Source organism: Streptomyces sp. NPDC034099 (assembly GCF_055575415.1).
The window spans coordinates 327,313-350,134 of sequence record NZ_JBVISR010000005.1; the positions used below are offsets into that span (position 1 = coordinate 327,313).

The window sequence follows — 22,822 nt, forward strand, 5'->3', positions numbered from 1 at the left end:
CGAGCCTGCTGAGCCTGTGCCTGCCGTGCCTGTTCGTGCGTGCCGCCGCCGTCGCTCACGCGGCGGCCCGCTCGGCGCCGTCCGCGGCTCCGGTGATGCCCCGGGTGGAGGCGATCACCTTCTTGAGCTTCTTGGACAGGGCCTCGTAGAACATGCTCAGCGGAAACTCGTCCGGAAGCACGTCGTCGACGAGTTTGCGCGGCGGCAGGGACAGGTCCAGGGCGTCGGGGCCCTTGGCCCACTTCGAGCCCGGGTGCGGGGCGAGGTAGGTGGAGACCAGCTCGTAGCCGGCGAACCAGTGGACGATCTTCGGGCGGTCGATGCCGTCGCGGTAGAGCTTCTCGATCTCGGCGCAGAGCTGGTTGGTGACCTGCGGGGCGCGCTGCCAGTCGATGAAGAGCTTGTTGTCGGTCCAGCGGACGACGTCGTGCTTGTGCAGGTAGGCGAAGAGGAGCTGGCCGCCGAGACCGTCGTAGTTGCGCACCCGCTCGCCGGTGACCGGGAAGCGGAACATGCGGTCGAAGAGCACCGCGTACTGCACGTCGCGGGCCTGCGGGACGCCGTCCGCCTCCAGCTTCACGGCCTCCTTGAAGGCGGTGAGGTCGCAGCGCAGCTCCTCCAGGCCGTACATCCAGAAGGGCTGGCGCTGCTTGATCATGAACGGGTCGAACGGCAGGTCGCCGTGGCTGTGGGTGCGGTCGTGGACCATGTCCCACAGGACGAACGCCTCTTCGCAGCGCTTCTGGTCGTGGACCATCGCGGCGACGTCCTCGGGCAGCTCCAGGCCCAGCAGGTCCACGGCGGCGTCGGTGACGCGGCGGAAGCGGGCGGCCTCGCGGTCGCAGAAGATGCCGCCCCAGGAGAAGCGCTCGGGGGCCTCGCGCACGGCGATGGTCTCCGGGAAGAGAACGGCCGAGTTGGTGTCGTAGCCGGCCGTGAAGTCCTCGAAGGTGATGCCGCAGAACAGCGGGTTGTCGTAGCGGGTGCGCTCCAGTTCGGCCAGCCAGTCGGGCCAGACCATGCGCAGCACGACCGCTTCGAGATTGCGGTCCGGGTTGCCGTTCTGCGTGTACATCGGGAAGACGACCAGGTGCTGGAGGCCGTCCGCGCGGTTCGCGGCCGGCTGGAAGGCCAGCAGGGAGTCGAGGAAGTCGGGCACCTCGAAGCCGCCGTCGGCCCAGCGGCCGAGGTCGGCCACCAGGGCCTCGTGATAGGCGCGGTCGTGCGGCAGCAGCGGGGACAGTTCGCGCACGGCCGCCGTGACGCGGCGTACGGCGTCCTCGGCGGCGGCCCGCTCGGGAGCGCCCTCGGCGTCGAAGTCGATCGACCCGTCCTTCGACTGCCATGGCCGGATCCGCTCCACGGCATCCTTGAGCACGGGCCAGGCCGGGTGCTCCACCACCCTGCTCGCCGGAGGAACGTTCTCCTCCACACCCACCTGCACAAGAATTTCCGTCATGTCCCATCCTCCACGGGAGAAGCTTGCGTCAAGACACCGTAGACATACGACGTTTCTCCAATCAAGGGGAGGCTCCGTAAATTATCCTGCCCCACCCCCGGCTTCGCCGCATTTTTTCCTGTCGAGCGCCGGGTTCGTATACCCGGCGCGGCAGGGGGGAAACGGTCCGGCAGGGCCGTTAGGCTGCCGCCCTGCCCACGCCGACGTCGACGGAAGCGAGTCGAGCCTTGAACTTCCTCACCATCGGTCACCGCGGAGCGATGGGTGTCGAACCCGAGAACACCCTGCGCTCCTTCGTCGCCGCCGAGCAGGCCGGCCTCGACGTCGTCGAACTGGACCTGCACCTGAGCAAGGACGGCGCGCTCGTCGTCATGCACGACGCCGACGTGGACCGCACCACCGACGGCACCGGCGCGATCGCCGACAAGACCCTCGAAGAACTGCGCGCCCTGGACGCCGGCCGCGGGGAGCGGATCCCGGTCTTCGAGGAGGTGCTGGACGCCGTCTCGGTGCCGCTGCAGGCCGAGATCAAGGACGCGGCGGCCGCCCGGGGCCTCGCCGAGGTGATGCTCCGCCGGGACCTGGTGGACCGGGTGGAGGTGATCTCGTTCCACGACGAGGCCATCGTCGAGATCGCCCGGCTGGTGCCGGGGGTGCGGACCGCCCTGGTCGCGCAGTACTACGGCCCCGAGGTCGTGGACCGCGCCGTGGAGGCGGGCGCCCGGACCCTGTGTCTGGACATCAACAGGGTGACGCTGGAGATCGTGCGAAAGGCCCGCAAGGCGGGGCTGCGGGTGTTCTGCTGGACCGTGAACACCCAGGACCACCTGCGGCTGGTGCGCGCCCTGGGCCTCGACGGCGCGACGACCGACTACCCGGAGATCAAACGCACCGGCCGCTTCACCGCCTGAGCGGCTTGAGCGGCCCGGAGCGGCCTCAGCGGCCGGATCCGGCGGTCCCGCCTCACACCAGCGGCTTGACCAGCAGCTCGAACTGGAGGTCGTCGCGCTGCGGGACGCCGAAGCGCTCGTCGCCATACGGGAAGGGAGTCATCTCTCCCGTACGGCGGTAGCCGCGGCGCTCGTACCAGGCGATGAGATCCTCGCGCACGGAGATCACCGTCATGTGCATCTCCGTGACGCCCCACGTCGCGCGGGCCCGCCGTTCCGCCTCCGCGATGATCGTCTTGCCCAGGCCCCCGCCCTGGAGCGCCGGGCTGACGGCGAACATCCCGAAGTAGGCGTGCGTCCCCCGGTGCTCCAGCTGGCAGCAGGCCACGATCCGGCCGTCCCGCTCCACCGTCAGCAGGCGGCTGTCCGGCGCCTTGACGACCTCCAGCACGCCCTGCGGGTCGGTGCGCCGACCCTGGAGGATGTCCGCCTCGGTGGTCCACCCGGCCCGGCTCGCGTCGCCCCGGTACGCGGACTCGATGAGCGCCACGAGCGCGTCCACGTCGGCGTCGGTGGCGTCGCGGTAGGTCAGCGGGCTGGCGGCGGTGTCCATGGGGCGTCTCCGGTTCGGTCTCGGGCACGGCGCGGGCACCGATGAGCGTAACGCCGTCGCCGGTCCCCTAGGGTCGGGAGGCATGGTGCACGTACTCAGCAGCCGGACCCTGCTCCGCCCCACCGACCCCGACCGCTCGCGCGCCTTCTACGGCGAGCAGCTCGGCCTCGCCGTCCACCGGGAGTTCGGCACCGGTCCGGAGCGGGGCACCGTCTACTTCCTCGGCGGCGGCTTCCTGGAGGTCTCCGGACGCTCCGAGGTTCCCCTCGCCCCAGGGCTCGTCCTGTGGCTCCAGGTCGAGGACGCGGCGGCGGCCCACGAGGAACTGCGCGCCAAGGGCGTCGAGATCGTACGACCGCCGGTCCAGGAGCCGTGGGGGCTGGTGGAGATGTGGATCGCGGACCCGGACGGCACCCGGATCGTGCTGGTGGAGGTGCCCGCGGAGCATCCGCTGCGCTACCGGCCGGGGATCTGAGCCGCCGGGGAGGTCCCGCGGCCGGGGCGCGTACGTGCCGGATGGCCGCGGCCACGGCCCGGCCTTAGCGTGCTGGAGGGGGACGGACGGTCTGCGGCCCCGGCGGAAGGACGCCAGCACGATGAAGCTCCACGAACCGGTGACCGGCGGGCCCTGCTGGGCGGAGCTGGGAACCACCGACCTGGAAGCGGCCAAGCGGTTCTACACCAAGTTGTTCGGCTGGTACCCGGAGCCGGACCCGCGGCAGCGGGCGGGCGGCTACACGATCGCCCGGATCGACGAGGCGGCGGTCGCCGCCCTGACGCCGCTGTACCAGCAGGGGCAGCCGGTCGCGTGGAACGTGTCGTTCGCCGTGCGCGACGCGGACGCGGCCGTGCGGCAGGTGACGGCGGCCGGCGGGGCGGTGCTCCAGGGGCCCGCCGACGTCTTCGACGCGGGCCGGTTCGCGGTGGCCGCCGATCCGACCGGGGCGGTGTTCCAGGTGTGGCAGGGGCGCTCGTTCCCCGGTGCCGGGCTGTTCAACGCGCCCGGCTCGTTGGGGTGGGTGGAGCTGCTGACCCGGGAGCCCGACCGGGCGGCCGACTTCTACACGACGGTGTTCGGCTGGAGCGTCGGGCCCTCCGACCGCTATCCGCAGTGGGGGATCGACGGGGCGGACTTCGGCGGCATGGTGACGATGGACGACAAGTTCCCGCACGAGGTACCGGCGCACTGGCTGCCGTACTTCGCGGTGGCGGACGTGAACACCGTCGCGGTCGACACGACCGACGGCGGCGGCACCGTGCTCATGGAGCCGACCTCCGTGCCCGACGGGCCGCGCATCGCGGTGCTGCGGGACCCGCAGGGCGCGATGTTCGGCGTGTACCGGGCGGGCGACGAGCGCTGAACACGCCCGGCGCGACGCGAGGCCGCCCCCCTTCGGCGGGCACATGAGCGGGGGCGCTCAGGCCCGCAGCGCGTCCAGACGGCCCTCCAGCTGGCCCAGCAGCCCGCCGAGGAGCGCCGCCAGCTCGTCCTGGCGGGGGCCGTCCACGCCGGACAGGACGGCCGACTCGTAGGCGAGCTGTTCGGGAAGGATGCCGTCGACGAGGTCGCGTCCGGCGTCCGTGAGGCGGACGTGGGCGACCCGGCGGTCGCGGGTGTCACCGCGCCGCTCGACGAGGCCGCGCTCGGTGAGCTGCTTGAGGCGCTTGGTGACGGCGGCGCCGGAGGAGAAGGTCTCCCGGGCCAGCTCCCCGGGGGTCAGCTCGTGCCCGGTGCGACGCAGCGCGCCGAGCAGGTCGAACTCGGCGCGGCTGAGGCCCGCCCGGCGCAGCGGGGCGTCCTCGGCCTGCTGGAGGAGGGCGGCGCAGCGGTTGATGCGCCCGATGATCTCCATCGGCCCGGTGTCGAGGTCCGGGCGGACGGCGCGCCACTGACGTACGACCGCGGCCACGGTGTCGCCGCCGGGCCCCGTCCCGCCGTCACCGGCTCCCCCGCCGTTCGCTCCCCCGTCGGTTGCGGTCATGGCCGTACGTCCTCCGTTCTGGTGCCCGCGTCCCGGTCAGGACGCGCTGCCTGGCGTCGCACCGCCTCGGCGAGCGTACGGTGTCCGGACCGCTCGGCGAGCACGACCCTCTCCTGGGGCAGTGCGCGTCCCCACCATTCACCGGCCGCCCCGTCGGCGGTGGCCCGCAGGTCGGTCAGCGCGGCGGCCAGGCCCCGGCGGGCGGCCTCCAGGGCGCCGGGGGCGGGGGCGGGTTCGGCGAGGAGGCGCGCGGCGCGCTCCCGGGCGCGGTCGGCCGCGGCCACCGCCTGTTCGACGCGGTTCCCGGCGCGCCGGTTGGTGACGACGACGGCGGCGAGGAAGCCGACCAGGGCCCCGACGAGGGTGTCCACGGCCCGCTCGGTCATCAGGTCGCCGGGGGCCTGGTAGCCGGCGAACTCGGTGACGAGCAGGGCCATCGGGGTGACGCAGACGCTGCCGAGCCAGTAGTTGCGGGTGATGAGGGCCTCGGCGCCGAAGTTGAGGGCGAGGCAGCACAGGACGAGCAGCGCCTGCCCGAGGTGCGCGAGCGGGGCTATGGCGGCGAACACCAGCACCCCCGCGAGGTTGCCGACGACGCGCTGCACGGCCCGGCTCCAGGTCAGGGTCAGGTTCGCCTGGTAGAGCGCGGCGGCGGTGACCAGGGCCCAGTAGGGGCGGCCGATGCCGAGGGCGAGGGAGGCGTACCCGGCCAGCGCGCAGCCGAGGGCGGTGCGCGCGGCGATCGGGGCCAGCGGGCCCAGCCGCTGCCACAGGGGCGCGGGGCGGGCGGCGAGTTCGGCGTCCACGCCGAGGAGTTCGTCCCGGTCCCCCGGGGCGTCGCCGGTGCGGGGGATGCGGCCGCCGCCGCGCAGGGCGTGGGCCCAGGTACGCAGCCGCTCCGGGTCGGTGTCGGCGGGGGCGGCCAGCGCGACCTCCGCCCGGACGACGAGGCGTTCCAGGGCGTGCCGGGTGGTGGCGCGGGTGCCCGTGGACGGCAGGGCCATCAGCGTCTGCCAGGCGGCCTGTACGGCGGCGTACCCGGCGGCGCGGGCGGGGGCGTGGTCCTCGCCCGTGGCGTGGGATGCGGCGTACGCGGCGGCGGCGTTCAGGGCCTGGGCGGTGGCCCGGCGCTCCGGGCCGTGCGGGCGGACCGGGGCGGGTGCCATGCCGACGAGCCAGGCCCAGACGCCGGCGGCGGCGGCCAGCGCCAGGTGGCCGGGGACCTGGCCGAGGGTCTGCGGGACGAACAGGGCGGCGGAGCTGATGAAGGTCAGGACCACGTTGCCCGGCGGGCCGACGCGGGTGGCGTCGCACAGGGTCTTCTGCACGGCGGCCAGCAGCGCGCCGACGGTGACGAGGACGACGGCGTTCCGGGTGAGCGAGGCGGTGAGCAGGGCGACGGCAAGGCCGCCGATCATGCCGAGCACCACCCACGCCAGGGTGCGGGCGCGGGCGGCGTAGGGGCGGTTGTGGGCGTAGAGCGCGCACAGGGACCCGGCCATCGTGTACATCGCCAGGTCGAGCCGGCCGAGCGCCAGCAGGAGCAGGTTGGGAGGGGCGACGGCGGCGACCGAACTGAGGGCGGGCTTGAACCAGATCTCGGAGGGCCGGCGCAGGCGCAGCACGCCTGCCAGGGACAGACGTCGGACCGGTGAGGTGCCGGAGGTGGGGGTCGCACTGCTCATGGGACGGAGATTAACAAGTAATTTACCCGTAAATCAAATGAGGCGTGAACGCGGACGTGCAGGTGGACGTGGGCGCGCAGGTGAGCGCGGATGTGAGCGCGGATGTGAAGCCGCCCCCGTCACCGACCAGCGACGTTCCGCCGCGGCGAGGGCGCGCGCTCCCCGGGTGCCCCCGCGTACACCCTTGCGCTCGCGTGCGCGCCGCGTGGCCCGGGCAGTCCTTGACAGACCGTGGACCGCCTAACGGGGAGGTGCGTGTGCACGGACCGGCGTCGCCCGGATGGCTGCTGGTCGCGCTGTGCGCGGCGACCGGCGTCTACTGCCTGCTGCGGATGCGCAGCAGCGTCGAGGAGCAGCGGCGCGCCGCGGGCGGCGAGGCCCTCATGGGCTTCGGCATGGCCGCCATGGCCGTGCCCGCCGCGGTGTTCACCCCGCCGGCCTGGGTCTGGCCCGCCTACGCGGTGGTGTTCGGCGCCGCCGGCCTGCGGGCGTTGTGGGCGGCGCGGTCGGGGCGCCACCACCTGCACCATCTCGTGGGAGCCGCGGCCATGGTCTACATGGCCGTGGTGATGGCCGCCTCCCCCGCCCACGCGCACGGGCACGGCACGTCCGGCACACCGGTGCTGACGGGGGTGCTGCTGCTCTACTTCACGGGATACGTGCTGCTGACCGGCGTACGCTTGATACCCGTCGTGGCGGTGGCCGACGGCCGTACGGCGACGGCCGGGTGGGGCGACCGGCCGGAGCTGGCGCTGGCCTGCCGGCTGTCCATGGCGATCGGGATGGTGGCCATGCTGCTGCCCCTGTGACACCGGCGGTCGGGACCCGGCCTGCCCGGGGTGCGCCGTGCGCCGTCGTTGGCTGCGTCACTTTGCGCCCGGGACCGTACTGCCGGCGGCGCGGCACTCATAGGCTTCCGCCATGATTCTCCCCGCGGCACTGCTGCTGCTCGGCGCGCTGGCCGCCGTGCTCGCCCCCAGGCTGCTCGCCCGGGCCGACTGGCCGGATCGCGAACCGGTGGTCGCCCTGTGGGTCTGGCAGTGCGTGGTGGCGGCGGTGATCGTGTGCTGCGCGCTGTCGATGACGTTGAGCGCGGCGGCGGCCTGGCACGCGGTGGGCGGCCCGGTCTTCGCGACCGCTCCCGGCCCGGTGGTCGAGGCCTACGCCCTGGGCACCTCCGGCCTCTGGGCGGACACCACCGCCGTCACGCTGGCCTGCGGCGGACTGTGGAGCGCCGTGATGCTGGCCCGGGAGGTCGCACGGGCCCGCTCCCGGCGCCGGCTGCGCCGGGCGGAGCTGCGGCAGCGCGCTCCGCTGCTGCCCGGCGAGGAGCCCGGCCCGGGGCGGCTCGTCGTGCTGGAGGGCGAGCGGCCGGACGCCTGGTGGCTGCCCGGCACTCCCCCTCAACTGGTGGTCACCACCGCCGCGCTGCGCCGCCTGGAGGGCCGGCAGCTGGACGCGGTGCTCGCCCACGAGGAGGGGCACGCGCAGGCGCGGCACGACTGGCTGCTGCACTGCTCCGCCGCGCTGGCGGACGGATTTCCGCAGGTTCCGGTCTTCGCCGCGTTCCGCGACGAGATGCACCGCCTGGTCGAACTCGCGGCCGACGACGTGGCCTCCCGCCGCTTCGGCCGGCTGACAACCGCCCTGGCCCTGGTCGAACTCAACGAGGGCCGCGGTGTCTTCGGCCCGTGCCCGACCGCCCGGGCCGACGTCCCGAAGCGGGTCCACCGCCTGCTCACCCCGCCGAACAGGCTGACCGCGGCTCGCAGGCTGCGGCTGACGGCCGCGGGCGCGCTGGTACCGGTCGTCCCGGTCCTGCTGGCGTTCGCACCGGGGCTGCGGGCCTTGGGCTAGGGGGTGCCCCCGCCACGGCAGTGGCCCCGGAGGCGCCGGTTCGGCGAGGATCGCAGCATGCAGACGCCGCCGGTCGACTCCCCGCCCGCCCCGCCGCAGCCACGCACCGCCCTCCGCGTCACCTGGGTACTGGCCGTGTGCTCCGTCCTCCTGCTCACCCTGGTGGCCGTCGAATGGCGGCCGTTGGTGCGGTTCGACGAGGACATCGCCGGCACGACCCACCGCTGGGCCGTCGAGGAGGGCGGCGTCACCCACGCCATGCGGATCCTCACCGACTGGGTGTGGGACACCTGGACGATGCGACTGCTGTGCGCGGTGGTGGTGCTGTGGCTGTGGTGGCGCCGGGCGGACCGGTGGACGGCCGTGTGGCTGGGGGCGACCTGTCTGCTGGGCAGCCTGCTGCAGCAGGTCCTCAAGGCGGCGGTGGACCGCCCCCGCCCCGTCTGGCCCGACCCCGTGGACTCCGCGCACTACGCGGCCTTCCCCTCGGGGCACGCGATGACCGCGACGTTCGTGTGCGGCCTGCTGGTATGGCTGCTCCACCCCTACGGCGTCGGCCGCGGCCTGCGCCGTACCGGCCTCGCCGTCGCCGTGGTCTCCGTGGCGGGGGTCGGCGTGACCCGGGTGTGGCTCGGCGTGCACTGGGCCACGGACGTCCTCGGCGGCTGGCTGCTGGGCGCCCTGGTCGTGGCGCTCGCGGTGCTGGTGCACCGGCGTTGGCATCCGTGAGCGGCGCGGCGTTCCGCAGGGCCGGGCCGCCCCGTACGCCGCTCCTCTCGCCTCCGTCCCCCTAAGCTCCGGACCATGACCGCCGTTCTGTTCGACTTCTCCGGCACCCTGTTCCGCGTCGAATCCACCGAAGCCTGGCTGCGCGCGGCGCTCGAGGGTGCCGGACTGGAGCTCACCGCCCCGGAGTTGGCCCGGACGGCCGAGGCGCTCCGGCGAGCGGGAGCGCTGCCCGGCGGCGCACCGCCGCTGCGGGTGCCGGAGGAACTCGCCGAGGTGTGGGAGGTCCGCGACGACAGCTCCGCGCTGCACCGGGCCGCCTGCACCGGACTGTCCCGGCAGGTGCCGCTGCCCCACCCGGGCCTGCACGACGCGCTGTACGAGCGGCACTGTCGCCGAGCGCGGGGAGTCCTTACGCCGACGCCGTCGAGGTGCTGGGCGCGTTGCGCGGGCGCGGCATCGCCGTGGGCGTGGTCAGCAGCATCGGCTGGGACCTGCGACCGGTGTTCCGCGCGCACGGCCTCGACCGGTACGTGGACACGTACGTCCTGTCGTACGAGCACGGCATCCGCAAGCCCGACCCCCGGCTGTTCGGCGTCGCCTGCGCGGCACTGGGCGTGGAGCCGGGGCGCACGCTGATGGTCGGCGACGACCGGAGGGCGGACGGCGGCGCGGCGGCGCTCGGCTGCGGGGTGCACTTCGTCGACCACCTGCCCGTGGCGGAACGCCGGGCGGGGCTGCGGCCGGTACTGGACCTGATCACGTAGCCCGAGGCAACCACCGGGCGGTTCCGTCCGTCTCGGACGATCCCCCGTGTCGCCCGAGACAGACGGTAGCCGGATCGGTCCCGGAGGACCGTCCGCCTGCGCCGAGTATAGTTGGCTGCCAGCCAGTCAACGCAGGAGTACAGCATGTCCCCGCGCAGCGCCTCGGTCAATGAAGAATTGCGGCGGCGCTCGAAGGAGCGTCTCCTGCAGGCCGCCGTGGAGCTGGTGGGCGAGCGCGGATACGAGGCGACCACGCTGGGCGACATCGCGGACCGTGCGGGCTCGGCGCGGGGGCTGGTCTCGTACTACTTCCCCGGCAAGCGCCAGTTGGTGCAGTCCGCCGTGCACCGGTTGATGCACCGCACCCTGGAGGAGGCCCTGGAGCGCGAGCCGCGCACCGGCGAGGGACGCGAGCGGCTGGCGCGGGCCATCGACGCGATCCTGGGGCTCGCCCGGGACCGGCCGGTGCTCATGCGCCAGCACATGGCGGGCCTGCTCCAGGCGGAGGTCGGCTTCGTGCCGTGCCCGGAGCAGCGGAGGTTGGCGGAGCTGCTGAGGGACGCGGTGGCCCGGCACGGCTCGCAGGACGTCGACCGCGACTATCCGATGCTGCGCGCACAGCTGATGGGCGCCGTCTTCGCGGCTCTCGTGCCCGGGGTGCCGATGCCGGTGCCGGAGCTGCGCGCCGGGTTGTTCGAGCGCTACCGGCTGGACTGGAAGCTGGGTGTCCCGCCGGACGCCGAGGCGCCCGGCGGGACGACGTGCGACCCGGACCTGTCACGGTTCTTCGCGACCGGCGTACTCGATCGGCCGGACCGGACGGAGCGGCAGGACCGGACGGACCGGACCGCTCAGTCGAAGTAGTCCGGCTGCGTCTGCGTGTTGAGCTCCGGCAGGTGGACCCGCTTGGCCGGGTCGGTGCGCCGGTCGCTGAGCTTGAGCACGTCGAAGCCCTTGGCGATGTCGTTCGAGTAGATGTAGCCGTTGTAGTAGTACGCCGACCAGGAACCGCCGGTGGTCATCGTGTCGGTGGTCAGCGGACCCCGCTCGAAGTAGGCGATCTCCTTGGGCCGCGAGGAGTCGGTGAACTCCCAGACCGATATGCCGCCCTGGTACCAGGCCTGGACCATGATGTCCTTGCCCTTGACCGGGATCAGCGAGCCGTTGTGGGCCACGCAGTTCTCGGTGTCCGCCTGGTGGCGCGGAATCTTGAAGTAGCTGCGGAAGACCAGCTTGCGGTGGTCGCCCCGGCCGACGATGTCGTAGATGCCGTCGGCGCCGCGGTTCGGGCCGATCTCCGCGTTGCAGGTGGCGGCGCCGCCGCCGCCCAGCTCGTCGGTGAACACGACCTTGTTCGCCTTCTGGTTGAAGGTCGCCGAGTGCCAGAACGCGAAGTTCACGTTGTCCTGGACGCGGTCGATGACCTTCGGGTGCTCGGGGTCCTTGATGGAGAACAGGATGCCGTCGCCCATGCAGGCGCCCGCAGCGAGGTCCTCGGAGGGCAGGACGGTGATGTCGTGGCAGCCGGTGGTCTTGGAGACGCCCGGGTTGGTGGGCCCGCCCGGGTTGCCGCCGCCGTCGGGCCCCTCACCGGGGAACAGCACGGGGAAGCCCACGAGGGCGGCCCGCTCGGGTGCCTTGCGCGGCACCTTGATCACGGAGATCCCGTCGTGCGGCGGCCGGCAGTCGGGGTAGGCGGCGTTCGGCGAGTAGGAGGAGACGTAGATGTAGACGTTCTTCCGCTCGGGCACCAGCGTGTGGGTGTGCGAGCCGCAGGCGGTCTCGACGGCGGCGACGTACTTCGGGTTCCGCTTGTCGCTGATGTCGAAGACCTTCATGCCCTCCCAGGAGGACTTCTCGGTCGCGGGCTGCGTGGTGCTGTTGCAACTGCTGTCGCTGCGCGAGGAGTCGGTCGACAGGAACAGCAGGTTGCCGGAGACGGAGATGTCGTTCTGCGAACCGGGACACAGCACCTGCGCGACGGTCTTCGGCTTCTTCGGGTCCTTGATGTCGAAGATGCGGAAGCCGTCGTAGTTCCCGGCGAAGGCGTACCGGCCCTGGAAGGCCAGGTCCGAGTTGGTGCCGGGCAGGGCGTCCTTGGGGATGTTGGTCAGGTGCTCGATGTTGTCCGAGTGGACGATCTCGTCCTGGCCGGGTATCTCGCCGCTCTCGATCGCGTCGCGCACCTCGGCGCGCGCACTCTTGGACACCTCCTTCGACGTCGCCGGACTGTCCCCGGGGTCGGGGGTCGCCACGGCAGGGCCGGCGGTGAGCAGCGCGGACAGGAGTCCGGCGGCGGCAGCCGCGACTCCCAGACGTCTGCGCCGCGGTCGCGGGTCACTCAACAGGGTCACTGTTTCCTCCCAACGTCCGTTCCCGTCGGAACGGTTCACGCACCCCGCAGTATCGTCTTCGCCATGCACATACCAACAGGGGGCAACAAACTCGCAATGAAGTTTTTTGATCAGTGACGCGCGGAAGCGTGCTAGGACGGTCACGCACCCACAAGGTGCTCGGCATCCCTCTTTCAGAGGGGCATCCCAGCAACAGGAGGTCGTTGTGTCCTTTCGCCCCGCGATGTCCAGCGCGTCACTCGTCACGGCCTCGCTGACCGCACTGGCCGTGCTCGGACTGGGGGCCTGCGACTCCGGATCCGACAGCGGTTCGGCGGCCGCCGCCGGACCCTCGGTGATCGCGCCGGGCAAGCCGGGCGAGGGCAACCGGACCCTGTCCGCCGAGGACGCCGGGAAACAGCGCGCGGACGACGACTCCCCCAACTCGGCGGACGTCTCCTACGCGCGGATGATGATCCAGCACCACGCCCAGGCGCTGGAGATGACCGAACTGGCGCCGGAACACGCCGAGTCCGGCCAGGTCAAGAAGCTGGCGGAACGGATCTCGGCCGCGCAGGGGCCGGAGATCAAGGCGATGGAGGGCTGGCTCGGGACCCACGGCGAGAAGGTCACGGGCGGCGGGCACGAGCACGCCGCGATGCCGGGCATGGCGACCGAGGCGCAGCTGAAGAAGCTGCGCGCGGCCGAGGGCAAGGCCTTCGACCAGCTCTTCCTCACTCTGATGATCACTCACCACGAGGGCGCGATCAGCATGGCCACGGACGTGAAGTCCGAGGGGAACAACGTACTGATCGAGGAGATGGCCGACGACGTGGTCGCCCAGCAGACGAGCGAGATCTCCCGCATGCGCGCGATGCTGTGACGACGCGGCGCACCGTCGGCGGGACGGCCCCCCGGGTGTGCCTCAGCGGCGTGCGCGACGCGGCGTCAGGAATCCCTCGTCGCGGGCCTGGCCGATCAGCCTGAGCGACCTGCGCCTGCTGTGCCCGGTCGCGCGCATCACCGCGAGGACCGGGTCGCCACCCTCCTCCCGGGCCGTCCGGTACTCCTGGGCGACGAGCCTGCGCCCCTCCCGGCCGCGCGGCCACTGGGGCCGGGCCCGCCGCGACGCGGTCGGCGCGGGCCGGGCGGGGGCCGGGACACAGGCCTCGAACAGGGGGTTCTCCAGCCACTCCGCGAGCACGGCCAGGTCGTCGAGGGACAGCGGCGGCCGGGCCCGTACTTCCTCGACCCGCACGTCCTCACCGCACAGCACGGCGAGCGCGTCCACCCGGGCGCCGTCTGCGAAGGTCAGCCGGACGTCGAACCACGAGGTCGTGGTGGAGCCGTCGCTCACCACCCAGGCGTGCCGCACGGACATCTCACCGTCGTCCGGACAGCGGTCGGAAAGCTGAAGAGAACGATCAACGAAGGATGCTTCGAGCACATACGCAACGTAACCGAATGATCACATTCCATACGAACAGAACACGCTTCGTTCACCGAGGGCGGCACCCTGTCAGCGGAGCGCACCACGCGCGAGGCGTTGACTAGAAAGCGCTTGCCCTCTACGGTCCGTTCATGAGCATGACCGTCATGGGCATGCGGGGCCGGAGATTCTCTACGAATGCACCCCTGCACTCATGACTCCGGTCATGATGAAACGCACCGTTCACGTACATGTTCCGTTCCACCCCCACTCCCTTTGGAAGGGATCAGAACATGACCGTTGCGAAACCCCTTCGCGCACCAGGGCGCGCGGTGACCAGCGGGCTCGCCGCCCTCGGGCTCTCGGTTGGCATGCTCATGACCTCCGGAGCCTCCTCGGCGCACGCCGCCACCTGGCCGACCCCCAACGGCAGCCAAGGCGTCTCCTCCACCATCTCGGTGTCGGGCACCAAGGACTACGGGATGAAGCGCCTGTACGGCACCGGCGACCTGGGCTCCGGCGGCCAGGACGAGGACCAGGGCCCGATCCTGGAACTCGCCCCGGGCGCCGTCCTCAAGAACGTGATCATCGGCGCCCCGGCGGCGGACGGCGTCCACTGCAAGGGCAGTTGCACGCTCCAGAACGTCTGGTGGGAGGACGTCGGCGAGGACGCGGCGACCTTCCGGGGCTCCTCGTCGTCGAACGTCTACACCGTCTCGGGCGGCGGTGCCAAGGAGGCCGGCGACAAGGTCTTCCAGTTCAACGGCGCCGGCACCCTGAACGTCTCCGGCTTCGCCGTCAAGAACTTCGGCACCTTCGTCCGCTCGTGCGGCAACTGCTCGACGCAGTACAAGCGGACGATCAACCTCAGCGGCATCGAGGTGAACTGGAAGGGCAGCAGGATCGCCGGCATCAACACCAACTACGGCGACAGCGCGACCCTGCGCAACATCACGATCGTCGGGGACAGCGGCAAGAAGATCGTCCCGTGCCAGAAGTACATCGGCAACGACGACGGCGACGAGCCGGACTCGAACGGCTCGGGTGCCGACGGCACGTACTGCAAGTACTCCTCGTCCGACATCACCTACAAGTGACGCGTCAGGTCCGGGTGCCGTGCGCCCGGACCTGTCCGGACTGCTCCCGCTGGTAGCGCGCGTAGGCGTCCCGCAGGGCCGTGCCCGGCCAGCCGGGCGGGAGCAGCTCCGCGGGCAGCACCGGGTCGGCGAGCAGGTGACGCACGACGGCCGCGAAGGCGGTGAGGCGGTCGGCCGGACGCCCGGCCCGGTCGACGTGGGCGAGCAGCGCCCGTGCCGTGTCCGCCCAGTCTCCCAGCGGCCACAGGCGCGCGGCCAGTTCGCGGGCCGGGGCCTCGGGGCGTGAGACGAGCCGCTCGGCCACCCGGTCGAGAGCCGCGGGCAGCGGGCGGTCGAGGTTGGCGGGGCGCAGCCAGACGCCCTCACGGAGTTCGGCCAGGCGCAGGGCGGTCAGCCCGGTCCGCAGTTCGGCACGGTCGGCGGGACCGCGCCCCGTCGCGGTGATCACGAGCGTCTCCCAGTCGCCGTCCCACGCGCGCGTGCGCGGGCGCAGGGCCTCGTCCTGGCGCCGCTGACGCTCCAGCAGCCGCTCACTGAGCCGGTACCCGGCGTCCGTGCGGCGCAGGTCCCCGGCGGCGGCCATCCGGCTCAGCGCCGCGCGGGCGGTGGAGGCGCCGACGTCGAACCCCTCCACGAGCCGTACCAGGTCCCGCGCCGGCAGTTCCGGGGGGTGTGTGCCGAGCAGCAGGCTCAGGACCACCGACCGCGCGGACAGCGGACGCAGGGTGAGCCCACCGGTGGCCCCGGAACCGCTCATCCGCGCGGGCGCGTGTCGTTCGTCCACATGAGCACGTACTGTACGTGCGCCCCTGATGTTGCACTATTGCTGCGGTCGCAGGAATAGTGCAACACTCGACTCATGACGACACTCGCGCAGGAACCGCCGTACGAGTCCTACGAGCCGTCCGAGGAGCCCCGGGGCCGTCCGGAGGGCCGCGCGACGCACGAGGTCACCAACCAGCCCCCTCCCCTGGCCCCCTACGACGCGTCCGACGACACGGTCCTGCTGGAGGGTGTGCGGCGGGAGGGCGCCGGGTGGGCCGAGGACGGCCTGCGGCGGCTGGGCCGTCGGGCGGGCAGCGCCGAGGCGCAGGACTGGGGCGACCTCGCGAACCGGCACGAGCCCGTACTGCGCACGCACGACCGGTACGGCAACCGGGTCGACGAAGTCGAGTACCACCCGAGCTGGCACCACCTGATGCGGGTGGCGGTGGGCGAGGGCCTGGCCGGGGCGCCGTGGGCCGACGAGCGGCCGGGCGCGCACGTCGCGCGGACCGCCGGCGGACTGGTCTGGGGCCACACGGAGGCGGGGCACGGGTGCCCGACCTCGATGACGTACGCGGCCGTTCCGGCCCTGCGCGCCCAGCCGGAGCTGGCGGAGGTCTACGAGCCGCTGCTGACCTCCCGGGAGTACGAACCCGGGCTGCGGACGCCCACGGACAAGCGCGGTCTGCTGGCCGGCATGGGAATGACCGAGAAGCAGGGCGGCTCGGACGTCCGGACGAACACCACGACGGCCGGTCCGACCGCCGAACCCGGGGTCTACACGCTGCGCGGGCACAAGTGGTTCACGTCGGCGCCGATGTCCGACGTGTTCCTGGTGCTGGCGCAGGCGGCCGGGGGCCTGTCCTGTTTCCTGGTGCCGCGCGTGCTGCCCGACGGCACCCGCAACACCTTCCGCGTCCAGCGCCTGAAGGACAAGCTCGGCAACCGTTCCAACGCCTCCTCGGAGCCAGAGTTCGACGGAACGGTGGCCTGGCTGGTCGGGCCCGAGGGGCAGGGCGTCAAGACGATCATCGAGATGGTCAACTGCACCCGGCTGGACTGCGTGATGGCCTCGGCGACGCTGATGCGCAAGACCTTCGTCGAGGCCGGTCACCACGTGCGGCACCGCAGCGCGTTCGGCGCCCGGCTGGTGGACCAGCCGTTGATGCGCAACGTCCTGGCCGACCTCGCGCTGGAGTCCGAGGCCGCGACGACGCTCACCCTGCGGCTGGCCGGCGCGGCCGACCGTGCCGTGCGCGGGGACCGGGGGGAGGCGGCGTTCCGGCGGATCGCCACCGCCGTCGGCAAGTACTGGGTGACCAAGCGGGGTCCGGCGTTCACCGCGGAGGCCCTGGAGTGCCTGGGCGGCAACGGCTACGTGGAGGAGTCGGGCATGCCGCGCCACTACCGCGAGGCGCCGCTGCTGTCGATCTGGGAGGGGTCGGGCAACGTCAACGCCCTCGACGTGCTGCGGGCCCTCGGCCGCTCCCCCGCGTCCGCACACGCCCTCTTCGAGGAACTGGCCCTGGCGCGCGGGGCGGACACCCGGCTCGACGCGGCCGTGGCCCGGCTCCGGGCGGGGCTCGGCGAGGCGTCCGAGACCGGCGCCCGCCGCCTGGTGGAGCTGATGGCCCTCACCCTCCAGGCCTCCCTCCTGGTCCGGCACGCCCCGCAGGCCGTCGCCGACGCCTTCTGCGCGACCCGGCTGGGCGGCGACTGGGGGCACGCCTTCGGCACGCTGCCGGCCACGGCCGACCTCGACGGGATCCTGGACCGGGCCCTGCCGGGCGAGAGCTGAGCGGTCGGCGCCGAGACCCCCCGAGCGGGCCCGACACCACCGTCTGACCTGGGGCGACACCCTTTCCAGGGGTGACTGTCAGTGGCTGGGTGCAGACTGGCCCGTGTCCGAGACGAAGGCGTCGACGAGGACGCCGCGGAGGTGATCGGCATGACCGAGGTACTGCTCGCCGTGGGCACCCGCAAGGGCCTGTTCATCGGGCGCCGACGGGGTGGCACCTGGGAGTTCGACGAGAGTCCCCACTTCAACGCACAGGCGGTCTACTCGGTCGCCCTCGACACCCGCGGCGACACCCCGCGGCTGCTGGTCGGCGGGGACAGCGCGCACTGGGGGCCGTCGGTGTTCCACTCCGACGACCTGGGCCGGACCTGGACCGAACCGGCCGCGCCCGCCGTCAAGTTCCCCAAGGACACCGGCGCCTCCCTGGAGCGGGTGTGGCAGCTGCACCCGGCGGCCGCCGAGCCGGACGTGGTGTACGCGGGCACGGAACCGGCGGCGCTGTACCGCTCGGAGGACCGCGGCGAGAGCTTCGAGCTGGTCCGCCCGCTGTGGGAGCACCCCACACGGTCGAAGTGGGTGCCGGGCGGTGGCGGTGAGGGGCTGCACACCGTCCTCACCGACCGGCGCGACCCCGGGTCGGTGACGGTCGCCGTGTCGACCGCGGGCGTGTTCCGCACCGCCGACGGCGGCGCGAGCTGGACGCCGTCGAACTCGGGCGTCTCCGCCGTCTTCCTGCCGGATCCCGACCCGGAGTTCGGCCAGTGCGTGCACAAGGTCGCGCGGGACGCGGCCACCCCGGACCGCCTGTACCTCCAGAACCACTGGGGGGTGTACCGCAGCGACGACGCGGGCGCCCACTGGACGGACATCGGCGAGGGCCTGCCCTCCACGTTCGGTTTCGCGGTGGCCGCCCACCCGCACCGCGGCGACACGGCGTACGTCTTCCCGATCAACGCCGACGCCGACCGGGTGCCCGCGGACCACCGGTGCCGGGTCTTCCGCACCTCGGACGCGGGCAAGAGCTGGGAGCCGCTCTCGGCGGGCCTGCCCCAGGAGGACCACTACGGCACGGTGCTGCGCGACGCGCTGTCCACCGACGACGCGGACCGGGCGGGCGTGTACTTCGGCAACCGCAACGGCGAGGTGTTCGCGTCGGCCGACGACGGCGACAGCTGGCGGCAGTTGGCCTCCCACCTGCCGGACGTGCTGTGCGTGCGGGCCGCGGTCGTCGGATGAACCGGACCGGGGGGACCGGCCTTGGCCACCGGTTGATCGGCGTCACCCGTACGGCAGTAGGGTGACGCCCGTGGCACCACGACCCTTGAACGAAATCGTCGAAGCGGGCTGGGCGAAGGCCCTGGAACCCGTCGCCGGGCGGATCACCTCGATGGGTGAGTTCCTGCGCGCGGAGATCGCCGCCGGACGCACCTACCTCCCGGCGGGGGCGAACGTCCTGCGGGCCTTCCAACAACCCTTCGACGACGTACGGGTCCTGATCGTCGGACAGGACCCCTACCCCACTCCGGGACACGCCGTCGGACTGTCGTTCTCCGTCGCGCCCGAGGTACGCCCGCTGCCCGGCAGCCTCCTCAACATCTTCCGGGAGCTGAACACCGACCTGAATCTCCCCCAGCCCTCCAACGGGGATCTGACGCCCTGGACACAGCAGGGCGTGCTGCTGCTCAACAGGGCGCTCACCACGGCCCCGCGCAAGCCCGCGGCCCACCGCGGCAAGGGCTGGGAAGAGGTCACCGAGCAGGCGATACGGGCGCTCGCGGCGCGCGGCAAGCCGATGGTGTCCATCCTCTGGGGCCGCGACGCCCGCAATCTGCGGCCGCTGCTCGGCGACCTGCCGGCCATCGAGTCGGCGCACCCGTCCCCGATGTCGGCCGACCGGGGCTTCTTCGGCTCCCGTCCGTTCAGCCGGGCCAACGACCTGCTGATGCGCCTGGGAGGTCAGCCGGTCGACTGGCGCCTGCCGTGAGGACCGGCTTCCTGGCCGTGGACTCCGGCGGCTCGGGGCTGCGCGTCGCCGTCGGCGCCCTCGGCGAGGACGGCGGCGGACACGGCCCGCTCGGGCGGCGTGTCTCGCGGGAGCCCGTCCGCACCGGTGCGCGCGGGATCGACCCGGGGCACCTCATGGGGCAACTGCTTCCCATGGCCAGGGCGTTGGCCGCCGAAACCGGCGTCACCCGGCTCGGCACCGCCGTTCTCGGGGCCGCCGGGCTGGCCACGCTGGGTGACGCGCTGCGCGCCGAACTGCCGAACGCGCTGGCCCGGGAGCTGGGCGTGCGGACGGTCGCCCTGGCCGCCGACGCCGTGACCGCGTACGTGGGCGCGCTCGGTCCGCGGGCCGGGGCGGTGGTGGCCGCCGGTACCGGACTGATCGCCGTGGGCACCGACCTGTCGCGCTGGCGCCGGGCGGACGGCTGGGGGCATCTGCTGGGCGACTGCGGCGGCGGCGCCTGGATCGGGCGGGCGGGCCTGGAGGCGGCGCTGCGCGCCCACGACGGCCGGGAGGGCGGCTCCGCACCGCTGCTGGCCCGCGCCGAGGAGCGTTTCGGCCCGGCGGCGGGACTGCCCGGGCAGCTGTATCCGCGGTCCGACCGTCCGGCCGTCCTGGCCTCCTTCGCACCGGAGGTGGCGGCGTGTGCGGCCGCCGACCCCGTCGCGGCGGAGATCCTGCGGGCCGCCGCCCGGCACCTGGCCGACTCGGCCGCCGCGGTCTGCCCGGCCGGAGGTGAGCCCCTCGTCGCCGTCACCGGCGGGCTGCGGCGGCTGGGCGATCCGCTCCTCGCACCGCTGGGAGAGGAGCTGACGAAGCGGCTGCCGCAGGCGCGGCGGACGACCGCGGAGGGTGATCCGCTGGACGGCGCGGTCCGGATCGCGACCGGCCTGGCGACCGGCTCGCTCACCCTTCCGAGTGACGACAGGATGCTGTGGGTGACGACCGTGCCGGACGGCTGAGAAGTGGTCCGCCGGCGAGGTGAATCATGCCGATGTCGGCCGATCCGTACATCACTCATCAGACAAAACCGGACGGATACCGCTCACCTGCACCCTCCCCGAACAGGGAAACCCCGGAAACCAGTAACATGCGGCGCCATGAGCTCCCCCACTGGGCCCGCGTCCGGCCTGCCAGTACGAATGCCGCGCCCCCGCCAGCCCGGACGGCACCGCCGTCCCGAACCACTGGTGGCTCCCGAGGGCGCGCCGGCGCTCGTCCTCGCGGTGCCGGGGACGCCCAGTAGCGCCACCCGAAGCCTCGCCGACGAGGTCATCAGCATCGCCCGTTCCGAGCTGCCCGGGCTCGACGCCCGGATCGGCCACCTCGACGGGGACGACGACGCCGAGTTCCCCTCCTTGACCACCGTCCTCGTCCGGGCCGCCGAGGAGCGCACCGCCCGCTTCGAGCAGGCGCGCGCCGCCGGCCTGGACGTGCAGGAGCCCGAGGGCCCCGTCGCGGTCGTCGTGCCGCTGCTCGCCGGGCCGGACAACGCGCTGCTGCGCCGGATCCGTCAGGCCGTGATGGACAGCAAGATCGCGGCCGAGCTGACCGACGTGCTCGGACCGCACCCGCTGCTGGCCGAGGCCCTGCACGTGCGGCTCTCGGAGGCCGGTCTCGCCCGTGCCGACCGTGCCCGCCTGTTCACCGTGGCGACCGCCGCGGACGGCATCATCCTGGCCTCCGTCGGCGGTGACGAGGCCGTCCAGGCGGCCGGGATCACCGGCATGCTGCTCGCCGCGCGCCTGGCCGTGCCGGTGATCGCGGCGGCGCTGGACGAGGAGGGCTCGATCGCGGCCGTGGCCGAGCAGCTGCGTTCCTCCGGCTCCCAGCAGCTGGCGCTGGCGCCGTATCTGATCGGCCCGGAGATCGATGCCTCCGTGCTGGAGGAGGCGGCCAAGGAGGCGGGCTGCTCCACCGCCGAGCCGCTCGGTCCGTACCCGGCGATCGGCAAGCTGGCGCTGGCCAAGTACACGACGGCGCTGGGCATCTCGCCGCAGCAGGCGCAGGGGGCGCCGGTTCGGTGAGGTGCGCGTGCGCTCGCGCATTTCGGCGTGTGTGAAGGGGCCCGCTCCGGGTGAGGAGCGGGCCCCTTCGGCGTGGCCGGGTGCGGAGCCGTTGGCCGGGATGGCGCCCTGCGCGGAGTGTGACGCGTTGCCCGGCGTTGCGGGGTGCCTCCCCCACTCTCGGCTTCTCCCCCACGCTCGGCTGCGCTCGCGCGGGGGGACCCCCATGAGCGGGAGGTACCCCCACCGCCCACCCGTGCCGCCTGGGGGTACCTCCCAGGCCGTTCAGGCACTGGGGGAGGCACGACTGCCCGCCCGCTACGCGGGGGCGAAGATGACGCAGGAGGCTGCTGGGACCGCGAGGGAGCCGGTGCGGCGGGGGATGCCGGTGGCCGGGTCCAGGGCGAACCAGGTCACGTCTCCGGAGCGCTCGTTGGCCGCGTACAGGAAGCCGTCCGACACGGTGATGTCGCGGGGCCAGTGTCCGCCGCAGGGCACGGTGGCGGACAGCCGCAGTCCGTCCGGCTCCACGACGAGCACGGACAGGACGTCCTCCCCGCGGGTGGCGGTCCACACGAAGCGGCCGTCGGGCGAGACGGCGATGCCGGACGGGTAGGCGTCGCCCGCCGGGGCCCCCGGCAGCACCGGCACCTCGGTGAGGGGCTTGAGCGCGCCGTCGGCGGCGTCCCAGCGGCAGACGGTGACGGTGGGGACCAGTTCGTTGACGACGTAGGCGTGCGAGCCGTCCGGGTGGAAGACCAGGTGCCGCGGCCCCGAGCCGGGGCGCAGCGCGATCTCCCGGTGCACGGCGGGGACACCGTCCGCGAGGGTGCAGACCCGCACGGAGTCGGTGCCGAGGTCCACGCTGACGGCCCACCGCCCGCTGGGATCGGGCCGCACCTGGTGGGCGTGCGGCCCCTGCTGCCGCTGGGCGTGCGGGCCGGAGCCGGTGTGCCGCAGGACGCCGGACGCGGAGCGGGCGAGGGTGCCGTCGGGGCGGACCGGTACGGCGGTGACGGTGCCGGAGCCGTAGTTGGCGGTCAGCACGTGCCCGGCGTACAGGCTGAGGTGGGTCGGTCCGTCGCCCTCGACGGGCACCGGCCGCCCGGTGGGCTCGGGCCTGTCCCCGCTCACCCGGTAGGCGGCCACCGCGCCCTCGGCCGTCTCGCTGACGGCGTAGAGCGTGTCCCCGTCGGGCGCCAGGGCCAGGTAGGAGGGGTCGGCCAGCCCGTCCGTGCCGCTCACGACCGTGAGGGCGCCGTTGTCGGGCGCGACGGTCGCCGTCAGGATCCCGGGACCGCCGGCCGCCGTGAACGACCCGATGTATGCCCGCCGCTGCCGCCTGCCGCCGTCCGTCACCGCTGCCCCTCTCGTCCCGCTTCGTGCTGCGTCGCCTGGAGTGCCGACCCT

General features: G+C 73.2%; 22 protein-coding genes and 1 pseudogene. 15 read left to right on the top strand and 8 right to left on the bottom strand.

From position 1 onward, the window contains the following. Nucleotides 1–55 precede the first annotated feature (55 nt). A complete protein-coding gene (locus tag ACZ56V_RS17280) occupies nt 56–1,459 on the bottom strand; it encodes a DUF6421 family protein (protein ID WP_104634737.1) in 1,404 nt (467 codons plus the stop codon). Nucleotides 1,460–1,686: 227 nt separating this feature from the next. Here ACZ56V_RS17280 and ACZ56V_RS17285 point away from each other — a divergent pair, with 227 nt between their 5' ends. Then, on the top strand, nt 1,687–2,370 hold the full coding sequence (locus ACZ56V_RS17285; protein WP_030182086.1) for a glycerophosphodiester phosphodiesterase: 684 nt from the start codon (nt 1,687–1,689) through the stop codon (nt 2,368–2,370). 52 nt (nt 2,371–2,422) lie between these two features. Here the strand turns inward: ACZ56V_RS17285 and ACZ56V_RS17290 are convergent, their stop codons facing one another. Beyond that, entirely contained in the window at nt 2,423–2,962 is a 540-nt protein-coding gene (locus ACZ56V_RS17290) for a GNAT family N-acetyltransferase (protein ID WP_398911886.1), read from the bottom strand. Between the two features lie 82 nt (nt 2,963–3,044). On the opposite strand from ACZ56V_RS17290, the gene ACZ56V_RS17295 reads away from it, so the two are divergent. Both ACZ56V_RS17295 and ACZ56V_RS17300 read left to right on the top strand, forming a co-directional pair. Then, nucleotides 3,045–3,437: a VOC family protein gene (locus tag ACZ56V_RS17295; protein ID WP_356371776.1), complete on the top strand. Its 393-nt coding sequence runs from the start codon at nt 3,045–3,047 to the stop codon at nt 3,435–3,437. 121 nt (nt 3,438–3,558) lie between these two features. Then, complete coding sequence (locus ACZ56V_RS17300) at nt 3,559–4,323, top strand: VOC family protein (RefSeq protein ID WP_467381304.1); 765 nt, start codon at nt 3,559–3,561, stop codon at nt 4,321–4,323. A gap of 57 nt (nt 4,324–4,380) precedes the next feature. Here the strand turns inward: ACZ56V_RS17300 and ACZ56V_RS17305 are convergent, their stop codons facing one another. Both ACZ56V_RS17305 and ACZ56V_RS17310 read right to left on the bottom strand, forming a co-directional pair. Beyond that, the gene (locus ACZ56V_RS17305; protein WP_398911889.1) at nt 4,381–4,944 is read right to left on the bottom strand and encodes a MarR family winged helix-turn-helix transcriptional regulator; all 564 of its coding nucleotides are present in this window, start codon (nt 4,942–4,944) and stop codon (nt 4,381–4,383) included. Beyond that, a complete protein-coding gene (locus ACZ56V_RS17310; protein ID WP_468943125.1) occupies nt 4,941–6,629 on the bottom strand; it encodes an FUSC family protein in 1,689 nt (562 codons plus the stop codon). The genes ACZ56V_RS17305 and ACZ56V_RS17310 overlap by 4 nt, the downstream gene beginning before the upstream one ends. 257 nt (nt 6,630–6,886) lie before the next feature. Here ACZ56V_RS17310 and ACZ56V_RS17315 point away from each other — a divergent pair, with 257 nt between their 5' ends. The 5 genes and pseudogenes from ACZ56V_RS17315 to ACZ56V_RS17335 all read left to right on the top strand — a co-directional run bounded on the left by ACZ56V_RS17315 (nt 6,887) and on the right by ACZ56V_RS17335 (nt 10,843). Beyond that, nucleotides 6,887–7,438, top strand: coding sequence for a DUF5134 domain-containing protein (locus ACZ56V_RS17315; RefSeq protein WP_398911891.1), 552 nt, complete (start codon nt 6,887–6,889; stop codon nt 7,436–7,438). Between the two features lie 112 nt (nt 7,439–7,550). Then, nucleotides 7,551–8,486, top strand: coding sequence for a M56 family metallopeptidase (locus tag ACZ56V_RS17320; RefSeq protein ID WP_468943128.1), 936 nt, complete (start codon nt 7,551–7,553; stop codon nt 8,484–8,486). Nucleotides 8,487–8,543: 57 nt separating this feature from the next. Beyond that, nucleotides 8,544–9,215 (top strand): phosphatase PAP2 family protein, encoded by a 672-nt coding sequence (locus ACZ56V_RS17325; protein ID WP_468943131.1) that lies wholly within the window; start codon nt 8,544–8,546, stop codon nt 9,213–9,215. Nucleotides 9,216–9,290: 75 nt separating this feature from the next. Next, nucleotides 9,291–9,979, top strand: a pseudogene (locus ACZ56V_RS17330) (HAD family hydrolase). Between the two features lie 144 nt (nt 9,980–10,123). After that, on the top strand, nt 10,124–10,843 hold the full coding sequence (locus ACZ56V_RS17335; protein WP_398911894.1) for a TetR/AcrR family transcriptional regulator: 720 nt from the start codon (nt 10,124–10,126) through the stop codon (nt 10,841–10,843). Here ACZ56V_RS17335 and ACZ56V_RS17340 read toward each other — a convergent pair. Then, nucleotides 10,831–12,333 (bottom strand): LVIVD repeat-containing protein, encoded by a 1,503-nt coding sequence (locus tag ACZ56V_RS17340; protein WP_467381309.1) that lies wholly within the window; start codon nt 12,331–12,333, stop codon nt 10,831–10,833. The two genes, ACZ56V_RS17335 and ACZ56V_RS17340, sit on opposite strands and share 13 nt — an antisense overlap. Nucleotides 12,334–12,538: 205 nt before the next feature. Here ACZ56V_RS17340 and ACZ56V_RS17345 point away from each other — a divergent pair, with 205 nt between their 5' ends. Then, nucleotides 12,539–13,195 carry a DUF305 domain-containing protein gene (locus ACZ56V_RS17345; RefSeq protein ID WP_398911896.1) on the top strand — a complete coding sequence of 219 codons (657 nt, stop codon included), beginning with the start codon at nt 12,539–12,541 and terminating at the stop codon, nt 13,193–13,195. Nucleotides 13,196–13,237: 42 nt separating this feature from the next. Here ACZ56V_RS17345 and ACZ56V_RS17350 read toward each other — a convergent pair whose 3' ends face one another. Beyond that, nucleotides 13,238–13,693, bottom strand: a complete 456-nt coding sequence (locus ACZ56V_RS17350; protein ID WP_398911897.1) for a DUF6214 family protein — start codon at nt 13,691–13,693, stop codon at nt 13,238–13,240. Between the two features lie 341 nt (nt 13,694–14,034). Between ACZ56V_RS17350 and ACZ56V_RS17355 the strand changes: the two genes are divergently transcribed. Next, nucleotides 14,035–14,838: a pectate lyase gene (locus ACZ56V_RS17355; protein ID WP_467381312.1), complete on the top strand. Its 804-nt coding sequence runs from the start codon at nt 14,035–14,037 to the stop codon at nt 14,836–14,838. Nucleotides 14,839–14,842: 4 nt separating this feature from the next. Here the strand turns inward: ACZ56V_RS17355 and ACZ56V_RS17360 are convergent, their stop codons facing one another. Continuing rightward, nucleotides 14,843–15,595, bottom strand: a complete 753-nt coding sequence (locus ACZ56V_RS17360) for a PaaX family transcriptional regulator C-terminal domain-containing protein (protein WP_467381526.1) — start codon at nt 15,593–15,595, stop codon at nt 14,843–14,845. Nucleotides 15,596–15,697: 102 nt separating this feature from the next. Between ACZ56V_RS17360 and ACZ56V_RS17365 the strand changes: the two genes are divergently transcribed. From ACZ56V_RS17365 to ACZ56V_RS17385, 5 genes are all read left to right on the top strand, one after another. Then, nucleotides 15,698–17,401: a DNA alkylation response protein gene (locus ACZ56V_RS17365; RefSeq protein WP_468943134.1), complete on the top strand. Its 1,704-nt coding sequence runs from the start codon at nt 15,698–15,700 to the stop codon at nt 17,399–17,401. Nucleotides 17,402–17,482: 81 nt separating this feature from the next. Continuing rightward, nucleotides 17,483–18,637 (top strand): WD40/YVTN/BNR-like repeat-containing protein, encoded by a 1,155-nt coding sequence (locus ACZ56V_RS17370; protein ID WP_468943137.1) that lies wholly within the window; start codon nt 17,483–17,485, stop codon nt 18,635–18,637. Between the two features lie 70 nt (nt 18,638–18,707). After that, a complete protein-coding gene (locus ACZ56V_RS17375; RefSeq protein ID WP_468943140.1) occupies nt 18,708–19,385 on the top strand; it encodes a uracil-DNA glycosylase in 678 nt (225 codons plus the stop codon). Beyond that, nucleotides 19,382–20,368 carry an N-acetylglucosamine kinase gene (locus tag ACZ56V_RS17380; protein WP_468943142.1) on the top strand — a complete coding sequence of 329 codons (987 nt, stop codon included), beginning with the start codon at nt 19,382–19,384 and terminating at the stop codon, nt 20,366–20,368. The genes ACZ56V_RS17375 and ACZ56V_RS17380 overlap by 4 nt, the downstream gene beginning before the upstream one ends. Before the next feature lie 138 nt (nt 20,369–20,506). Further along, nucleotides 20,507–21,433: a sirohydrochlorin chelatase gene (locus ACZ56V_RS17385; RefSeq protein ID WP_398911924.1), complete on the top strand. Its 927-nt coding sequence runs from the start codon at nt 20,507–20,509 to the stop codon at nt 21,431–21,433. Between the two features lie 297 nt (nt 21,434–21,730). Here ACZ56V_RS17385 and ACZ56V_RS17390 read toward each other — a convergent pair whose 3' ends face one another. Further along, the gene (locus ACZ56V_RS17390) at nt 21,731–22,771 is read right to left on the bottom strand and encodes a lactonase family protein (RefSeq protein ID WP_398911925.1); all 1,041 of its coding nucleotides are present in this window, start codon (nt 22,769–22,771) and stop codon (nt 21,731–21,733) included. Nucleotides 22,772–22,822 lie beyond the last annotated feature (51 nt).

Bases quoted from the DNA above. Each gene is read 5' to 3' on its own strand.
- ACZ56V_RS17360 (WP_467381526.1), bottom strand. From the start codon at position 15,595: ATGAGCGGTTCCGGGGCCACCGGTGGGCTCACCCTGCGTCCGCTGTCC.
- ACZ56V_RS17295 (WP_356371776.1), top strand. From the start codon at position 3,045: ATGGTGCACGTACTCAGCAGCCGGACCCTGCTCCGCCCCACCGACCCC.
- ACZ56V_RS17280 (WP_104634737.1), bottom strand. From the start codon at position 1,459: ATGACGGAAATTCTTGTGCAGGTGGGTGTGGAGGAGAACGTTCCTCCG.
- ACZ56V_RS17320 (WP_468943128.1), top strand. From the start codon at position 7,551: ATGATTCTCCCCGCGGCACTGCTGCTGCTCGGCGCGCTGGCCGCCGTG.
- ACZ56V_RS17325 (WP_468943131.1), top strand. From the start codon at position 8,544: ATGCAGACGCCGCCGGTCGACTCCCCGCCCGCCCCGCCGCAGCCACGC.
- ACZ56V_RS17300 (WP_467381304.1), top strand. From the start codon at position 3,559: ATGAAGCTCCACGAACCGGTGACCGGCGGGCCCTGCTGGGCGGAGCTG.
- ACZ56V_RS17290 (WP_398911886.1), bottom strand. From the start codon at position 2,962: ATGGACACCGCCGCCAGCCCGCTGACCTACCGCGACGCCACCGACGCC.
- ACZ56V_RS17355 (WP_467381312.1), top strand. From the start codon at position 14,035: ATGACCGTTGCGAAACCCCTTCGCGCACCAGGGCGCGCGGTGACCAGC.
- ACZ56V_RS17305 (WP_398911889.1), bottom strand. From the start codon at position 4,944: ATGACCGCAACCGACGGGGGAGCGAACGGCGGGGGAGCCGGTGACGGC.
- ACZ56V_RS17335 (WP_398911894.1), top strand. From the start codon at position 10,124: ATGTCCCCGCGCAGCGCCTCGGTCAATGAAGAATTGCGGCGGCGCTCG.
- ACZ56V_RS17365 (WP_468943134.1), top strand. From the start codon at position 15,698: ATGACGACACTCGCGCAGGAACCGCCGTACGAGTCCTACGAGCCGTCC.
- ACZ56V_RS17310 (WP_468943125.1), bottom strand. From the start codon at position 6,629: ATGAGCAGTGCGACCCCCACCTCCGGCACCTCACCGGTCCGACGTCTG.
- ACZ56V_RS17350 (WP_398911897.1), bottom strand. From the start codon at position 13,693: ATGTCCGTGCGGCACGCCTGGGTGGTGAGCGACGGCTCCACCACGACC.
- ACZ56V_RS17385 (WP_398911924.1), top strand. From the start codon at position 20,507: ATGAGCTCCCCCACTGGGCCCGCGTCCGGCCTGCCAGTACGAATGCCG.